11 protein-coding genes and 1 pseudogene are annotated in these 16110 nt (G+C 61.3%); 6 read left to right on the top strand and 6 right to left on the bottom strand.

The window, feature by feature from the left end:
- The first annotated feature begins 1 nt into the window (after nucleotide 1).
- Both D3260_RS06340 and D3260_RS06335 read left to right on the top strand, forming a co-directional pair.
- A complete protein-coding gene (locus tag D3260_RS06340; RefSeq protein WP_120097743.1) occupies nucleotides 2-751 on the top strand; it encodes a helix-turn-helix domain-containing protein in 750 nt (249 codons plus the stop codon).
- Nucleotides 752-990: 239 nt separating this feature from the next.
- A complete protein-coding gene (locus D3260_RS06335) occupies nucleotides 991-2025 on the top strand; it encodes a hypothetical protein (protein ID WP_147418116.1) in 1035 nt (344 codons plus the stop codon).
- Between the two features lie 423 nt (nucleotides 2026-2448).
- Here D3260_RS06335 and D3260_RS06330 read toward each other — a convergent pair whose 3' ends face one another.
- The 3 genes from D3260_RS06330 to D3260_RS06320 form a co-directional block, all read right to left on the bottom strand.
- Nucleotides 2449-5259 (bottom strand): SdiA-regulated domain-containing protein, encoded by a 2811-nt coding sequence (locus tag D3260_RS06330; RefSeq protein ID WP_120097741.1) that lies wholly within the window; start codon nucleotides 5257-5259, stop codon nucleotides 2449-2451.
- Complete coding sequence (locus D3260_RS18060) at nucleotides 5174-5491, bottom strand: transposase (protein WP_370456282.1); 318 nt, start codon at nucleotides 5489-5491, stop codon at nucleotides 5174-5176. Before D3260_RS18060 ends, D3260_RS06330 begins: the two co-directional genes overlap by 86 nt.
- A gap of 149 nt (nucleotides 5492-5640) precedes the next feature.
- Nucleotides 5641-6537, bottom strand: a complete 897-nt coding sequence (locus tag D3260_RS06320; protein WP_233543987.1) for a GlxA family transcriptional regulator — start codon at nucleotides 6535-6537, stop codon at nucleotides 5641-5643.
- Here D3260_RS06320 and D3260_RS06315 point away from each other — a divergent pair.
- The 3 genes from D3260_RS06315 (at nucleotide 6484) to D3260_RS06305 (ending at nucleotide 10890) form a co-directional block, all read left to right on the top strand.
- Complete coding sequence (locus D3260_RS06315; protein ID WP_120097740.1) at nucleotides 6484-8946, top strand: TonB-dependent siderophore receptor; 2463 nt, start codon at nucleotides 6484-6486, stop codon at nucleotides 8944-8946. The genes D3260_RS06320 and D3260_RS06315 overlap by 54 nt on opposite strands.
- Nucleotides 8943-9773, top strand: a complete 831-nt coding sequence (locus D3260_RS06310; RefSeq protein WP_120097739.1) for a DJ-1/PfpI family protein — start codon at nucleotides 8943-8945, stop codon at nucleotides 9771-9773. The genes D3260_RS06315 and D3260_RS06310 overlap by 4 nt, the downstream gene beginning before the upstream one ends.
- Before the next feature lie 175 nt (nucleotides 9774-9948).
- Nucleotides 9949-10890: an alpha/beta fold hydrolase gene (locus D3260_RS06305; RefSeq protein ID WP_120097738.1), complete on the top strand. Its 942-nt coding sequence runs from the start codon at nucleotides 9949-9951 to the stop codon at nucleotides 10888-10890.
- A gap of 129 nt (nucleotides 10891-11019) precedes the next feature.
- On the opposite strand, the gene D3260_RS06300 is transcribed toward D3260_RS06305, so the two are convergent.
- Entirely contained in the window at nucleotides 11020-12018 is a 999-nt protein-coding gene (locus D3260_RS06300; protein WP_120097737.1) for a 4,5-dihydroxyphthalate decarboxylase, read from the bottom strand.
- A complete protein-coding gene (locus D3260_RS06295; protein WP_120097736.1) occupies nucleotides 12015-12455 on the bottom strand; it encodes a DoxX family protein in 441 nt (146 codons plus the stop codon). Before D3260_RS06295 ends, D3260_RS06300 begins: the two co-directional genes overlap by 4 nt.
- 140 nt (nucleotides 12456-12595) lie before the next feature.
- Here D3260_RS06295 and D3260_RS06290 point away from each other — a divergent pair.
- Nucleotides 12596-13496: pseudogene (locus D3260_RS06290) on the top strand (LysR substrate-binding domain-containing protein).
- A 594-nt stretch (nucleotides 13497-14090) separates the two neighbouring features.
- Here the strand turns inward: D3260_RS06290 and D3260_RS06285 are convergent.
- Entirely contained in the window at nucleotides 14091-15581 is a 1491-nt protein-coding gene (locus D3260_RS06285) for a carboxypeptidase M32 (RefSeq protein ID WP_120097734.1), read from the bottom strand.
- Between the last annotated feature and the right edge of the window lie 529 nt (nucleotides 15582-16110).

Raw genomic sequence — 16110 nt, 5'->3', positions numbered from 1 at the left:
CGTGTCGTTCGATACCCAAGGGCCGCCACTGCAGCTCAGTGAGCTTCTGGTGTACGGCCAGAATGCCAGTGTTCAACAGCTGTGTTCCCCGCATACGCTGGACGACAACGTACTCACACAGCTGGCCGCCCTGCCCATGCGCGAGATCAAGCTGGCGCGTGGTCAAACCCTGTTCCGACAGGGGCATGGCCTACATGGGCTTTACATCGTGACCGAGGGGTTGCTCAAGACGACACTGGTCGACGCCCAGGGCCGACATCAGATCACCGGCTTCCATTTCCCCGGCGAACTGGTCGGCCTGGATGCCTTTCATAATCGCGAACACCTCTGCATGGCCACGAGCATCGAACCCAGCACGGTGCGCGTGTTTGCCCTGCACCGTTTCAACGAAACCATGGCAAGGCTGCCCGGGCTGTACGACGCGTTGGCCAGCGTGCTGAGCAAGAATCTGGCCGAACATGAGCAACTGTTGATGGTCGTCAATCAACGCGATGCAAGCGCCCGTGTGGCCATCTTTCTATTCAGCCTCGCCTGCCGGCTCGGACGAAATGGCCAGGTGGCAAGCGACTTGATACTCGCCATGCCCCGCGCGGATATCGCCAACTATCTGGGGTTGACCACGGAAACCATTTCACGCGCTATCGCGGCACTACGCCAAACCGACATCATCGAAGGACGAGGCAAACACCTGCGCTTGGTTGCGCCGGCGCGATTGGCCGACTGGGCCATCAACGGGCGTCCGAGTTCGTGATGGCCATCGATCGTCTTTTCGACCAACGCGCCATGGCATTCGGCTATGACATCAATCGTGCTGCGAAAATCAAGCGTCCCGCATTTTACAGCGCGAACCACGCAGCCCGATCGTTATTTCCGAAAGCGCGATAAAATCAAAGAAAGTCAGCACGTTCGATATACGTTCCGGCACGACTCAAAAGAACAACCACGGGCCCGCCTCATCGATGCCACATCGATAGCTATTGGGGAAAGACCTTGCCTTACTATATCGCCAGAAGAGCAATCGCACCTTTGTCCGCCGACCGGCTCAGCCGCGATAGAGTCGAAAGACTTCTGAACTTATCGGTTATCGGCTTCACGACCGGAACAGAACCGCGCCTGGACCTCCAGGTACGCAAAGAGGCGGTGCCGGATTACAAAGGCTATTATGTTCCTGCGGCCGTTCATTTCGGGATCGCAGGCCGCGAGCATCCAACATACGGCTTGACGGTTCTGGATGAAGAAATCGACGCACGCGTCGTCGTTTCCTCCGCAGCCAGATCACCCTGGCTCGAAACAGGTCATCCATCCTTGGCTTCTATTGAGCAGCACTGGAAACCTGTTGATGATCAGAACTCTCTTGACGAGATGCTGCGCCTGTTCGCATTAGTCGAGGAGTACGCTCTAAATCATCATTACCCACATCTATCGCGCAGCGAAAAGCTTTCAGTCGTGAAAGAGCCACACGTCAACGTCGATGCATTACGAGAATTTGGCGAGATGCTGAGCGGCTTTGATACAGCGGCTGACAATTACATTGAAAAGCATCTGATTTTTCCCGCCCGAGATCCCCGTGGCTTTTTGACGAAAGGCGGCCGATGGAAAAAGATGACACTTTCCGATTGCCGGGAGTTCTCCTGGCATGATGCGATTTACGACGAGAAAGGCTATTTTGCAAGACACAACCTCATAGCCGAGATGGACTGGAAAGCCACCGCGGCGGATGTGGCATATCAGATCAACCTGATCGTTGAATCCAGAGGGCTGAATATCGGCGACATATCCCTTCCGAACGACGAAGAGACAAATCTAACCGGCCGGCATCTCAACGAAGCCGCGAAAAAGTTATCTCATAGCGATATCGCGATCATCATTTTCGACGACGATAGCGATTCTCACATCTTCACGTTGATGCCGAAATCGCGGGTGGATCGTTTTCTGGCATGCGGGCACGAGATCGGCCTGACTCTCCAATCTCTACCGCCGCCAAGGAACAAAATATCAAAACTGTTGACAGGCTGGCTCTCCTAATCGCTTCGGCCTGCCGGACTCCAACACGATCGTCCTCGATCGCCGGAACACGGCCCTCGAAATCGGCAACGCTGCCCATGGCGACACCACTGCCCTGTCGGTCTGCGTGCGCCGCAACCCGGATCGCTCGCTGATCCGCTTGGTGCCTGGGCTGCCCGCCTCGACGCCTTCGCGGTCTCATCTGTGCCTGCGGCCATCGCCCCAGGACAAAAGGCCCATCGACGTCTCGACGGGCCTTTTGGAGTTCGTCGCAGGCCGACGGTTCCGCGCCAGCAGCGCGGCATAAAGAGAACGCATGTGGAATTCGGACCTTGAGTCGCGCCGCCAACCGCCAACCCGCCCGGTCAGGCCGATCCCAACCCGATGAGCACGAACCCGCCGTGATCCGCCTTCTATTGCTCACCTGCAACAGACAACCCGTATCTAGTCGTTCGGGAACAGGCTGTTATCGATCACCGAAAAGCCGTCGCTCGCCGTCTGCCAGTTGGCGGTATCACGAATGCGTGCGGCCAGACCGTTGTTCCGGTTATCGAAACCCCCGGCATATCGGGCATTGGCGGCGGCGAAGCTGATCGCCTGGCCGGTTGTGGCCAGATCCGCCGGGATATCGCCGGCAGTCTCGTCGCCGATGTGAATGGCAGCCAGGAACCGCTGTACGGCGAGGTAGCCGGCATCGGCGTCTGCCACCGGGCCAACGAAGGCATAGATCGTCTCGCCCGATTTGCCGATGCCGCCGTCGGAGCCGACCACCGAGCCCTTGTCCGCGGTCAATGTCTTGGGCTGGACGGTGACGAGGGTGCCGGGCGCATAATCGACGTCGGCCGTCCAGGTATAGGCGGCTTCGTTATCCGGCCAGTGCGGCGTGCGCGCGGCATCGTAGTCCTTGTCGGTCAGCCCGATCTGGGTGCCGGCCCGGGCGCCGCCCAGCAGGATGAAAGCCACGGCATCGGTGCCGGACCCATTCACGCCGACGAACAGCGTATTGGCCGGTGTCAGCGCGGTCGCGAAGAACGCGCCGTCGTCGGATAGCACAAAACCGTCGTCATCGTCGTTGACGCGCCAGTTGCCAGCATCGTCGATGCGCTGAACAAGAGCCGGCAGATCGGACTCGTCGAACGAGCCGCTGTACTTGGCGTTGGCCCCGTCGAAATGCTGGTAGGCACCGCTCGATGCCAGTGTGGCCGGGATGTCGCCCGCCGCCTCGCCGCCGGTATTGATCGCGGCCAGGAAGTGATCGACCGAAAGCCGGCCGGCATCGGCATCATCGATCTGGCCGGCAAACGCATAATAGGTCTCGCCCGACGCGCTCACGCCACCGCCTTCGCCGCTGACCATGCCCTTGTCGGCCAGGGGGCCGTCGGTTGTAATCGTGACCACCGTGCCGGCCGGGTAATCGGTATCGGCCGTCCAGGTGTAAGCCGCTTCGTTATCCGGCCAGGGCGTCGCGCTCGACGCGGCGTAATCCTTGTCGGTGAACTGGATCTGCGTGGTCGCGTTGACCGGCTTGAGCAGAATGAAGGCAATGGCGTCGGTGCCGTGGCCGTTGACGCCGATGAATCGGAGATCGCCCGCGGCCAGCGGGGTTGCGCCCGTTCCCGCGCCGGTGAGAAAGGTGAGCGCGTCATCGCCGGCGCGCCCGGCGTAAGCGTTGCCGACGCGATCGGTGAAGGCGTTGTCGTCGATCGTGACACGATAATCCGCGCCAGCCGCGAGCCCGCCGCTCGGTGACACGGTCACGGTATCGCCGTCGATGGCGACCTGCGACGTATCGGATGCATCGATGTCCGTGGTATCGCCGTTGGCCTGCAGGAGATGAAGGCTGCCGCTACCGGCCTGGATGTCTTCACTGAACTGCAGCCGAATCCGGTCGGCAGTCACGCCGCCTGCGCCGTCGGCAGGCGCCGTCGAAACAAGGCGCGGCGCGATATCGTCGGCGGCGGTGGTGAAACGGGCGTCGGCAAGGCTCGCCAACGCCGGCAAGGCCCCGCCGTCGGTCTCTTCCACGGCGCCCTCGGGAATACCGATGCGATACGTCTGCTGTGCAACAAGGGGTGCGTCGGGCGTGATCGCCAGCGTGTTCCCGTCGACGATCGCCACATGCTGGCGGTCGGTGACATCGAAGCGCCGGCTGTCGCCGTTGCCGTTGTCGAGCGTGATTTCGCCGCTGCCCGCCTGTATCGAGCGGTTATACGTCACATAGATATGCGAATGGATGCCGACGTTCTGACTGTTCGTGGTCGGCGTGTATACCCACAGCTGTGGCTTGTGCGGGCCACCGCCGCCCATCTCGTTGGCGGTATAGATCACGTGATCGGCATCCATCGTGATGCCCTCGTTCTGGCCCGCAACGCCGATTACCAGACGGCCGCGGATATGGCCGTCGTGGTCGGTCTGCACGATCACGCCGGATTCCTGGCTGAGCAGCAACAGGTCAGCGTAGTTCGCGCTGCCCGGATCGACCCCGTTGGAGACCGCATAAACATCGGCCAGATCGGCGACGTCGAGCGTCTCCGGATCGAACAGATTGGTCGAATTTTCGGTATCGAGACCGCCGTTGCTGGCCGTGCCCGCGGCAAAATCCACCTGCGTCGCGAAGACACCGATCGGCTGTTTTTCCTTGACCAGTACGTAACCGCTGGCGGACGGGTCGCGGCTGATGCCTTCGAGACCGGTGTTGCCGATGGTTGTGCCGAGCTTGATTGCGGCGACGCCCTGACGCGTCAACGTGGCCCCGGGCTGGTAGGTGAATCGATTGATACGCCGATCGCGCTCCTCCACCAGCACAAATTGGCCGTCGCCGGCGTAGGTCAGGCCCTCGGTATCGTAGAACGCACGGCCGGACGGGCTATCGTCGTCGGCCGCGAGCGCCATCGAGTCGATGAGCCGGCCCTGCTTGTTGACCTGGACGACCGCCGTGCCCCCGTCACCCACCACGAACAGGCTGTCGGTATCCGGATCCCAGGTCACTGCCGATGCCTCGTCGGCCAGCCGATTGTCGGCGTCGGGCGCGACCGGTAGATCGTATTGGGCCGTCAACGTGTAGTTATCGACCGCCACACCCTGGCCGGGCGGCGTAAACGCGATGTCCGCAGCCGGTGCCGGTGTCCCCGCTCCGGTATCGCCGGTCGAAACGTTCGCATCGTCGTCGTTACAGCCCGTCAAGCCGAGCGCAACCACACTGGCCGTCATGCCCGCCAGTAACCAACCCGATCCCCGAATGCACAGCCCTGTCATGCCGACCCCCTAGACGGCCCGAATGGACCCGGAATCGTGCGGCTGATTCATGTCGTCTGTATGACAGCGCGTCGTATCTGCCGGCCGCCCAAGGGCGGAGCACTCGAAGACTCTCTTTGACCGCCATTGGCTGCATCGGATGCTCGGCTACATCGGCGACTGGGTATCCCCGATCCAGCACTTGCCGAGCCGCTTCGTCCTTGAATTCCGGGGTATATCGCTGACTACTCATTACACTTCCTCCTATGCTCAAATCATAGGCCAGAAGTGTCTAATGGCCCCGGCCAAGTCCAACCCCCTGATCTGGCTGTCCGAAATAGCCGGGCATCTCGACTCGCGAACGTGTTCTTCGACGGAATAGGACGACAGCGGACGCACTGGCTATCGATGTTTCAACGAAGCGCGAAAGCGCTCAGGTGATAACCCGAAGCATCGTTTGAAGGCGCTCGATAAAGAAGCGGAACCTGAAAAGCCCGTCCTTGAAGCGATCTCTTTCAAGGATGAATCCGTCGCGAGCAGTTTGCGGACGTGTTCCAATCGTGCAATTTGCACAAACCGCGCCGGTGACATGCCGATACTTTGGGTAAAGCGTCTGTGAAAGGTCCGCTCGCTCATGGCGGCGTGCTGTGCAAGCCGTGTCACGCTCAAACAGGCCGACAGGTCGTTTTGTATGTGCTCGATCAGTTCGGCAAAGGGCGCATCGGCTTCGAATTGAGCACGCAGTACAGGGCTTAGTTGCCGTTGATGGCTCGGCCGTCTTTCGGCCAGCACAAGGCGTTTGGCGATCCGGTGTGCGACCGAGACACCGAGATCCTGCGCCACCATCTCCACACACATATCGATGCCGGACGTCACCCCGGCCGATGTCCAGAGACGGCCGTCGTTGACGAATACCGCATCGCGATTGATCTTGGCATTCGGCAGTTGGCGGGCGAGTCGCTCGCAGGCGGACCAGTGGGTCGTCACATGGCGGGTTCCTATCAGACCATAGCCGGCCAGCGCAAATGTGCCGGTACAGACTGAGCCATAGCGCCGTGCAGCCTTGCTGCCCGCGACCGCCCAATCACGCGCACGCGGGTCGGCGATCAAGGCGTCCAGACCGGCTGCCTCGCCGCCGGCAATCAGCAAGGTGTCGATGCATTCCGGCGCCAATTCGACAATCGAGCGTGTCGATAACACGACCGCACTGCTCGAAGAGACAAGTCCGCCGGCTACCGAGAGAATATGAATGTCGTAGCAGCGATCGTCGATCAGATCATTCGCTGCTTCGAACACCATGGCGGGCCCGGTCACATCCAGAATTTGGCACCTTGGAAAGGTGAGTATCGCAACGGCGCGTGTCGTAACCATTGGCAGATATTAGATGAAGATTGTCGTACTTCGAATGCGGCCAATCGTCACACTGTCACCATCTCGGACCAATCAGATCATCCTTGTATGCCGCTCACCTCGTTGCGCCTCAACCCCGAGGTTCTAACGGCGCTTGGCGTTGCTACGACGACGCTGATTGCGGCGACCCCGGTCTCGTCAGCGGCGGCGGAATCACCATGGCAGGGTCGGCGCCCCCCGCTGAGCGCGGCCCCGTCATCGCAGATGCGCGTGGACCGATCACCGACATCATCGACGCAGATCCCGGGTTCAGCACAGCGCCCTGAAGCGGCACCGATCACCCAACTGCCAGCACTGACGGTCACAGCCCCCGCGTCGTTTCTCGCCGGCCCTTACACCATTACCGAAACACATGCGGCGACCCGGACCAACACCCCGTTGCTCAAGATCCCGCAGTCAGTGCAAGTCATCGATCGGCAGATGATCCAGGACCAGGACGATCGAACACTGGCGGACGCGCTGGTCAACGTATCAGGCGTGGTACCCAGCCAGCCGGATGCCGATCTTTTCTTGCCGATTCTTATTCGTGGATTCCCGGCCGAAGTCTATGTCGATGGTTTGCCGTTGTTTGGCAACGCGGCCGAGACCGCGCCCACGAGCCTGGTCGGCGTACGGCGCTTCGCGGTGCTCAAAGGCCCGAACGCGGCACTGTATGGCGGCGGCCTTGGCGCCCCGCTCGGCGGCCTCATCAACGTCGAGTCCGAAGCGCCGTCTAAAGATGGCAAAGGCTATGTTGCCATGCGAATCGGAAGCGACAACACGCTCGATCCGTATTTTGACGTCACCGGTCCGCTGTCATCACGCGTCAATTTCCGGATTGCGGGTGAGTATCAAGACAATGAGAGTTGGATCGATCAGGTCCACGGCCATCGCTCGTCGCTCAAGCCGAGCCTGTCGTTTCAGCTCAGCCCGAAAACGAAATTATCAGTATACGGCCAGTTCAATCGCGATAGCCGGCTCGAATATTCCGGCTTACCGGCAATGCAGGCACTCGCGGGAAAACTTGAGCGCAACGCATTTCCGGGTACGCCCGAGGGTCAGCCGGAAACACAGAACAAAAGTCAGATTGTTACGGTTCAGCTACAGCATACGTTCAATGACACGCTAAAAGGGCAGCTTACGGGGCGCTATTATCACAACGAGACGGCGGAATACGGGAGTTTCGTCTATCCGCAACTGTATCCGCCAGACCCGGCGACGCCAACGCGATACCCCATCGTGCCGCTCGATATCATCGGGCATATCGACGAGGCGGCCTTCGATGCCAATGTGACCGACAGCGTGCATTGGCTGGGCGGCACGCATCGGTGGCTGGCCGGGGTCAATTACGATCGCACCAACTTTTCGTCCGACCTGGGTTTCAACGGCGTGGCCCGTGGCACGATCGATCTCGTAGATCCTCGCTACGATCTGTCCTTCGGCCCCCGATTGGCGACGACGCTGAAACAGACCGATCGCTATCGAACCCAAGCGGCCTATGTTCAGGATCAAGCCACTTACGGGCGTCTCGGTCTGACGGGATCGCTTCGACTGACGCAACTTCAGTTCTACGAAAAAGAGCAGAACACCGATCAGACCTATCGTCGCGTCTCACCGCGCCTTGGCGCGACCTTCGACATGTGGCGGGGCATCTCCCTTTTTGCCGGCTATGCCACGGGCTTTCGCGGCGCATTCGCCTTCACGGGGCAAGAGGCGCCCAAACCCATCACCTCCGATAACGTCTCGGGTGGGTTCAAACTGGCGCTGGCAGATTCGGGCTTGTACGCCACCCTCGCCTTCTTCCGGCAAACACGAGAGAACATGCCCACGGCTGATCCGACCCATCCGGGTTTTTCGATTCAGACCGGGCAACAACGCGCTCAGGGCGTGGAGGCCGATCTCACGTGGGAGCCAGTACCGGCCTTTTCACTCACAGCCAACTACGCCTATACAGACGCCGAAGTGACGCGTGACGACACGATCCCGGTCGGTGAGCGCTTGGCGCGCGTACCGCGCAGCAGCGGCCGGCTTGCCGCACGCTATCGCTGGCTTTCCGGACCGGCGAAAGGCCTATCGCTGGGGGCTGGTGTCACCGCGCTCGGCGCACGCGAAGATACCTTGCCGAATACTGTCTCCGTGCCCGGATATGCCCTGATCGACGCACAGGCGGCGTACACGTTCAGCCGTTATAGCGTCCAGGTCTCGGGCGTGAATCTCGGCGATAACAAAGCATTCAACACGTATGCGTATCTCGGCTTCCCGGTCGTCCAACCTGTTCAGCCCCGATCTGTCTATCTCACACTCAAGGTGAACCTATGACCGACATACATCGTCGCCGGCTTCTGCTTAGCGCGCTTTGTGCGCCACTGGCTATGGCGAGCGCGCCCGTGCTTGCGAGCACTTTGACAAAAGATAAACCTGGATCACGCGAGATGGATATGCCCAACGACGCAGTCCATTGGGTCGGCGACGAAAAGATAGCCATGTTGGTCTATCCTCAGATGACACTGCTCGACTTGATCGGCCCGCACAGCATGCTGGCCTCGATGATGGGTGCCCAGATCGACCTCGTCGCCCCCTCGCTGGAACCGGTCGTCAGTGATTCAGGCGTCACTATCACGCCGACCGCGACGTTCGAAGACTGCCCCAAGGATCTCACGGTACTTTTCGCACCGGGCGGGACCACCAGCACACTCGCCACGGCGCAAGACCCCAAGACGCTCGCATTCATGGCTGATCGTGGTGCCCGCGCAAAATATGTTACCAGCGTGTGCTCCGGGTCACTGATTCTGGGGGCCGCCGGTTTGTTAGAAGGCTACAAGGCAACCTCCCACTGGTCATGTATCGACGCGCTCAAAGGCTTCGGCGCGATTCCCACCAACGAACGCGTCGTCAAGGACCGCAATCGGATGACGGGCGCCGGCGTGACCTCCGGGCTCGATTTCGGTCTAACGATGGTTGCGGAACTGCGCAGCGTCTTCTACGCCCAATGCACGCAACTCGTCGGCCAGTACGATCCGCATCCCCCGTTTCATGCCGGGTCGTTGCAAACCGCGCCGCCTCAGGTGAAGCACGATATGGTTAAACTGCTCTCCGATTTCACGGCCAAAGCCAATGCCCTCTCTGAGAATTACTCAACTCAATAGGAAGGCAAAGCACAGTTAGGCCCGGTATTCATGTCAAAAATTGGCCCGCTATCTCATCACACTCTTCTGAGCCGCTCGCGAAAAAATCCAAATTACTGACTTAGGCTAAATAGCTTCACGAAACCATCAGGGTTTGGTCGTTTCTTGGCCCGCATATCTGCAAGGAAGGCTTGATATGAAACATTCGCAAGTGGACGTCGGTGGAGGTATCGAGCTTCACGTCGCAGAGCTTGGTGAAGGCAAGCCTGTCCTGTTCTGCCACGGCTTTCCGGATACCTGGCTCGGCTGGCGGCGGCAGATGGAGGCCGTCGCGGCTGCTGGCTATCGGGCAATCGCGATCGATATGCGAGGCTATGGGCGAAGCTCCGCGCCCTCGGACCCCCATGCCTATACGACATTACACACCACGGGCGATCTCGTTGGGCTGTTGGACGCGCTCGGGTTGGCGACGATCACGATCGTTGGTCACGACTTCGGTGCCGCTGCGGCCTGGGGGGCGGCCATGATGCGCCCCGATCGTTTTACCGCCGTTTTCGGTGTCAGCGTCGCCTTCGCGCCACGCGGCGAACAGCATTTTCTTCAATCGCTGGAAGCGGCAGGCAAGCGCGACAGCTTCTATATGTTTGACGAAATGAAGCCTGACGCGGCCGAGCGCTGGCAGGATGCGGCCGTCACTTTCCCCGGTTTTCTTTACTGGTCGTCCGGCAGCCCGGCCGCTGCCGACCGATGGGACCCATTCGATACGACACGCGAGCGTACCCGCAAGGCCCCGGTGGCGGTGCCCGAGTGGGCGGACGCGCACGACGTGGCTGAGCAGATCGCGGACTTTCAGCGCACCGGCTTTCAAGGAGGGCTCAATTACTACAGCTCTCTCCAACCCGGCTTCGATCTCACCGCGGCATTCAAAGGCGTGCCTATACACCAGCCCTCATTCTTCATTTACGGCGAGCTGGACGGGCTGAACGCGGTTCGCGAACCGAGCGAGGCTGAGTTGCGAAAGGGACTTCCCGGATTGCGCGGTTTCGTCGCCATGCCAGATGTCGGCCACTGGCCCAATCGCGAAAGTACCGAGCAGTTCAATCGCGAGCTTTTAGGGTTCCTCGACAGTCTGGAATAAACCCAACTTCAGTGGTCCGGGTGCCGTATCTCACCGGTGCAACGGATCGGCCGTCGCCATGGGTGATATGAACCGTCAGCGTCAGGTGGATCGGCTGGCCGTTCATCTGGCTGAACCACCGGCGCGCTATCAGGTTTCGAGAAGGCCGGGCACGAACACGTCTTCGATGGTGAAGCGACGATCGGTCAGCCCCTGTTCGTGATGATAGCGCAGCACCGTGTCGATCGCAGCGCGATTGGCGCCGATGCCGTAGGGCCACCAGTCCTTGCCCATGAGCTCGCGGTTCTCGGCGATCAGCGCGGTCAGCCAAGGATGCATCAGGTCCATATTATTGAAAGTCATACCCTGCGCATAGTGCTCGATCATCTGATCTTTGGCCTGGCAGAAGCTTTGGTAGATCGACTTGATCAGTTCCGGATGGTTCTCGGCCATCTGCCGTTTTACCGCGACGAGATGCATGATCGGGAAGATGCCGGTGTCGCGAAAATAGGCGCGCTCACGCTCCAGGTAGTCGCCGAACAGTCGGCGGATGCCCGACCGCTTCTGCAACATGCCTGCCGGGATGTCGGCGGTAAAAAGCGCATCGATCTCGCCCGTCACCAGCATCTCGCCGAGATCGACGTCGCTACCGGCATATTCGACCTCGCATCCGGCCGGTACCGGACGGGAGACGAAATCGACGGGGTCCATCGGGAAGTCGATACCACCGACGATCCATCGGCTCTGCTCCGGCCGCCAGGCGGAGGTGTCGGACAGAATGCCCTTCGACATAAGGCCGGCATCATGCCCGTAAAGAGCGAGTTCGCCGATCCGCTTGCCGGCCAGATCTTCCGGGCGGCTAATGCTCGAATTTTCGTTCACATGGATCGCGCCATGGCGGAAGGCGCGATTGAGGAAGACGGGCAGGGCCAGAAAAGGCGAGCGCCCGTCGACGAAGGTTCTGAGGAAATAGGTGAAGCCGAGCTCCGACACGTCATAATGGCCGTCGATCATCGCCTTGAAAATCTGCGGCACAATGCGCGCGGAGTGAAAGCGCGGCTCAGCGCCCTGAATCGGGATGGTGCCGTCCAAAAGCAGGCGCGTGCGGTCGTAATCCCAGAACGCGATATCGATCGTTCGATTGGTCATGGCCGTTCTCCGCTGTCGGACGGGGGCCGGGCCATAGCCGAGGTGCGGCGACGTCCCCAAAGAATGAAGACGAGCAACGCCAGGAAGACGAGGTTGACCGGCAGGTCTTCGGCCTCGCCACGCGAGATGTGAAAGATCATCGCGCACAGCTGGAGCAGCACGCAGCCCACGGCGGCGGCGGTCGTCAGGCGAGGTTTGATGCGGGTCAGATCGGGCAACAGGACGCCTATTCCACCCAACAGGTCGATCACACCGAGCGTTCGTACAATCGGTGGCGGCAGATCGCCGGTCCACGGCCACATGCGGGCAAGATCCGCTATCGGCGACAGCAGCTTCTCCGATCCCGCCCACAGAAAGGCGAGGAAAATAAGCCCCTGTGCGACCCAGGTCGCGGCGCGCAGAAGCTTTCGGCGCGATATCGAACGTCGGTTCGTCATGGCAGGCCCCCCTCTCCGATCGCAAGGCGACGCCGAGAAGGCGACGACATGCATGGCAATGATGCTTACACTATCACTGCAACGATCAGAGGATTAGTCGGCGCAAACAGGACATCGCGTTCCATTCAACGAGACAATAAATGCGGGATCTCAACGACCTGACCTACTTTGCCGCCGTCGTGGCGCATGGCGGTTTCTCTGCGGCGGCCCGCGTGATGGGCGTGCCGAAGTCGCGCGTCAGTCGCAGGGTCGCGGCGCTCGAGAAGCGCCTGGGCGTCCGTTTGATCGAACGCTCGACGCGCCGGTTCAGCGTCACTGCCGTAGGGCGAGAAGTTCAGGCGCACGCGCTTGCCGCCCTGGACCAGGCCGATGCCGTGGAGGCCGCAGCCGCCCGGGTCACCGCCGAGCCCCGGGGTCTGGTCCGGATCGGCTGCCCGCTCGGGGTCGAACGCCTCCTCGCCGAGCGACTGCCCGAGCTTATGCGTCGGTATCCGCGATTGCGCGTGCAGGTCATGGTCGGCAATCGGCGGCTCGACCTTATCGAAGAACGGATCGATGTGGCGCTACGCGTGCGTGAAACGCTCGACGGGGATGCCGACGTGGTCATACGACAACTCGCGCGCGGCCATGCCTGTCTGGTCGCCAGCCCGGCGCTGCTGGACGAACGCGATCCGCCGTCCATACCGGCCGAACTGGCAACCTGGCCCACCATCAGCCAATCCGAGCAGAGCGGATATCATCGGCGAAGGCCACAAGGCCAGCGTGGATCACGAGCCGCGAGTGGCGGCGACCGAGTTCGCCATTCTGCTACAAGCGGCGATCGATGGCCTCGGCGTCGCCTTCCTGGCCCACTATGCCTGCCGTGCGGCGCTGGATGATGGTCGCCTGGTGCGGATACTGCCGACCTGGCGCAGCCGCGAAGCGAACATCCATCTGGCTTTCCCATCTCGCCGCGGCATGCTGCCGGGTGTACGCGCTACGGTGGATTTTCTGGCCGAGACATTTGCCGCAGATTCTTCCGCCTGGCGTCTCCCGTTGTGACGGGGTGATCGAGCATCGTGGCATCTGATCTCGACACTGCGTCGGCAGCGAGTGAGAACTCGCTATGCTTTTTCAATAATTTCAATAACAGGACTTCCAAATCGACAAGCCGACTGGTGCCGGTCGCTGTCCAGCCCAATTGCTGACGCGTACAGGTCCAAGCTGGCGCTGCCGACCGTGAACGAGGCTCACTTAAAATGAATCAACTCGCAGGCGGATGCCTGCAGCATTGGGGACAGACCCAGCGCTGTTCACTTAACCACCTGAGCCGTGTAATTAGGCTGTCCGTTGAGTCGCTCGTCGCCTTTTCGGGATGGATAGTCTTTCGTTCGTCTTTTGATTCGTCGTGGATTGGTTTGAGCTGGTCCCCGAAAACTGGACAGAGCGCTAAGTGATGAACTGCTCCACACTGGCCGCCCAAGGGCGGAGCACTCAAAGGCTGGCGGGCCTGATGCACTTGAGCACACCGCCCGACTAATCCATCACGTTCAAGCCAGATACCACGAACGCGGCCCGTAGCTGAGGGGCCCGGCGATTACTGACCGCCTCATCATGTCGGGAAGACCGAAAGAAGCCCGTGAGCTGTCGCGATAATCAGCGCCCCAGATAGCGCGTACGCAGGTGGCGCTGATAGTGCGCCGGGTTGAGCGATTCACCGCTGGCGCGACGGATCAACTCGTCGGTCTCATACAGGCTGCCCTGCTGCCAGACGTTGGTCTTCAGCCAGTCAAGCAGCGGCTTCGGGTCGCCGGCGGCGATGCGCTCGTCGAGGTCAGGCCGTTCGCGGCGGGCGGCGGCCATCAGCTGGGCGGCCAGCATGGCGCCGAGACTGTAGGTGGGGAAGTAGCCGAAGGCGCCGTCGGTCCAGTGGATATCCTGCAGGCAGCCGTCGCGGTAGTTGCCGCGAGTATCGAGTCCCAGCAGGCGCTGCATACCCTCGTCCCACAGCCCGGGAATCTCCTCCACTTCGATGTCGCCCTCGATCAGGGCGCGCTCGATGTCGTAGCGCAGCAGAATGTGCGCCGGATAGCTGACTTCGTCGGCGTCGACGCGGATCAGCCCCGGCTCGACGCGCTGCGCCAGCCGCACCAGATTGGCGGCCTCGAACGCCGGCTGGTCGCCGAACTGCTCGACCAGCCAGGGGCGCAGGCAGCGCAGAAAGGCAGCGCTGCGTCCCAGCTGCATCTCGAAGCTCAGGCTCTGGGATTCGTGTACCGCCATCGAGCGCGCCTTTCCCGCCGGCTGGCCGCGCAGCGCCGCGGGCAGGTTCTGCTCGTAGCGGGCGTGGCCGGTCTCGTGGATGATGCCCATCAGCGACGAGAAGCATTCATCCTCACGATATCGCGTGGTCAGGCGCACATCCTCCGGCACGCCGCCGCAGAAAGGGTGCAGGCTGACATCCAGCCGGCCGTGCTCGAAGTCGAATCCCAGCCAGTCCATCATGCGCTGCCCCAACCGCTGCTGATCCTGCTGCGGGAAGGGGCCGCGCGGCGTGGTGTAGTCACCCGTGGCGCGCTGGTGTTCGACCACTTCCTGCAGCAGTCCCGGCAGCCACTGGCGCATATCGGCGAACAGGCGGTCCAGCTCGGCAACGCTCATGCCGGGCTCGAACTTCTGCAGCAGCGCCTCGTAGCGCGAGCAGCCCGCCGCTTCGGCGCGGATTGTCGCCTCCTCGCGGGCGAGACGGACCACCTCGCGAAAGGGCTCGAGAAACCCCTGCCAGTCGTTGTCTGCCCGGCAGCGGCGCCAGGCCCGCTCGCCGCGTGCGCCGGCCAGCGACTGCGCCTCGACCAGCGACGGTGGCAACACCCGAGCATCGTCGACCTCGCGCTTCATTTCGCGCAGATTGGCACGCTGACTATCGTCAAGAGTCGAGGGGGCGACGTCGTCAAGCAGCCCGCGGGTGGCGTCGTCGGTCAGACTTTCGTGCATCAGTACCTGCAGCTCGGCAATAGCCGCAGCGCGCGCCTCGCTGCCACCGGAAGGCATCAGAGTGAGCTGATCCCAGCCGGCCATGGCGCCCAGGTGGGCATAGCGGGAGAGTCGCGCGAAGCGCGCTTCGAGCTTGCAGTAGGCATCAGTCATGGCCGGAGCGTCCTTTGGGCAATGGGAACATCGCAGGTATGGCCACCAACGCTACCAACCGTGAAGGCTTTGTCACGCCGGCTCGATCATGACACCAGCGTGCGGGAGGTGCCCCCTGATCGGCCGATGGTACTTCGCCGGATGCCACCGCGGTCGCCATAGCGACAGGTCTTGCATGGCCACAAGCCCGCCCGTGCCTTCCGATTCATGTCGTTTGTATGACAGCGCGTCGTATTGGCCAACCGATAAGGGGCGTGCACTCTGAGACTGCTGGACTTGATGCAGCTGAGCACACTGCCCGACTAATCAACGCCTTTGGGGGGTGGATGCCATAAACGTAAACGTGGTCTGTCCCCAATGCCGTTCACTTAGCGATATACTATTGAATATTGATCGCTTCCAGTAATCGGCATGGCAGGCAAGGCGTCGACGTTGGGTGGTCCCATCCGCATGGCGGACTATCTCAGCATTGGATTGCTGTCACGCCTGGTCTCGCCAGCGCTTGTCGATGAAGCGCTTCGTCTTCATG

Origin of the sequence: Salinisphaera sp. Q1T1-3 (assembly GCF_003602005.1) — a bacterium.
Classification (GTDB): Bacteria; Pseudomonadota; Gammaproteobacteria; order Nevskiales; family Salinisphaeraceae; genus Salinisphaera.
Note: the sequence above shows the minus strand (reverse complement) of the source record. Positions and strands in the feature narration are given on the sequence as shown.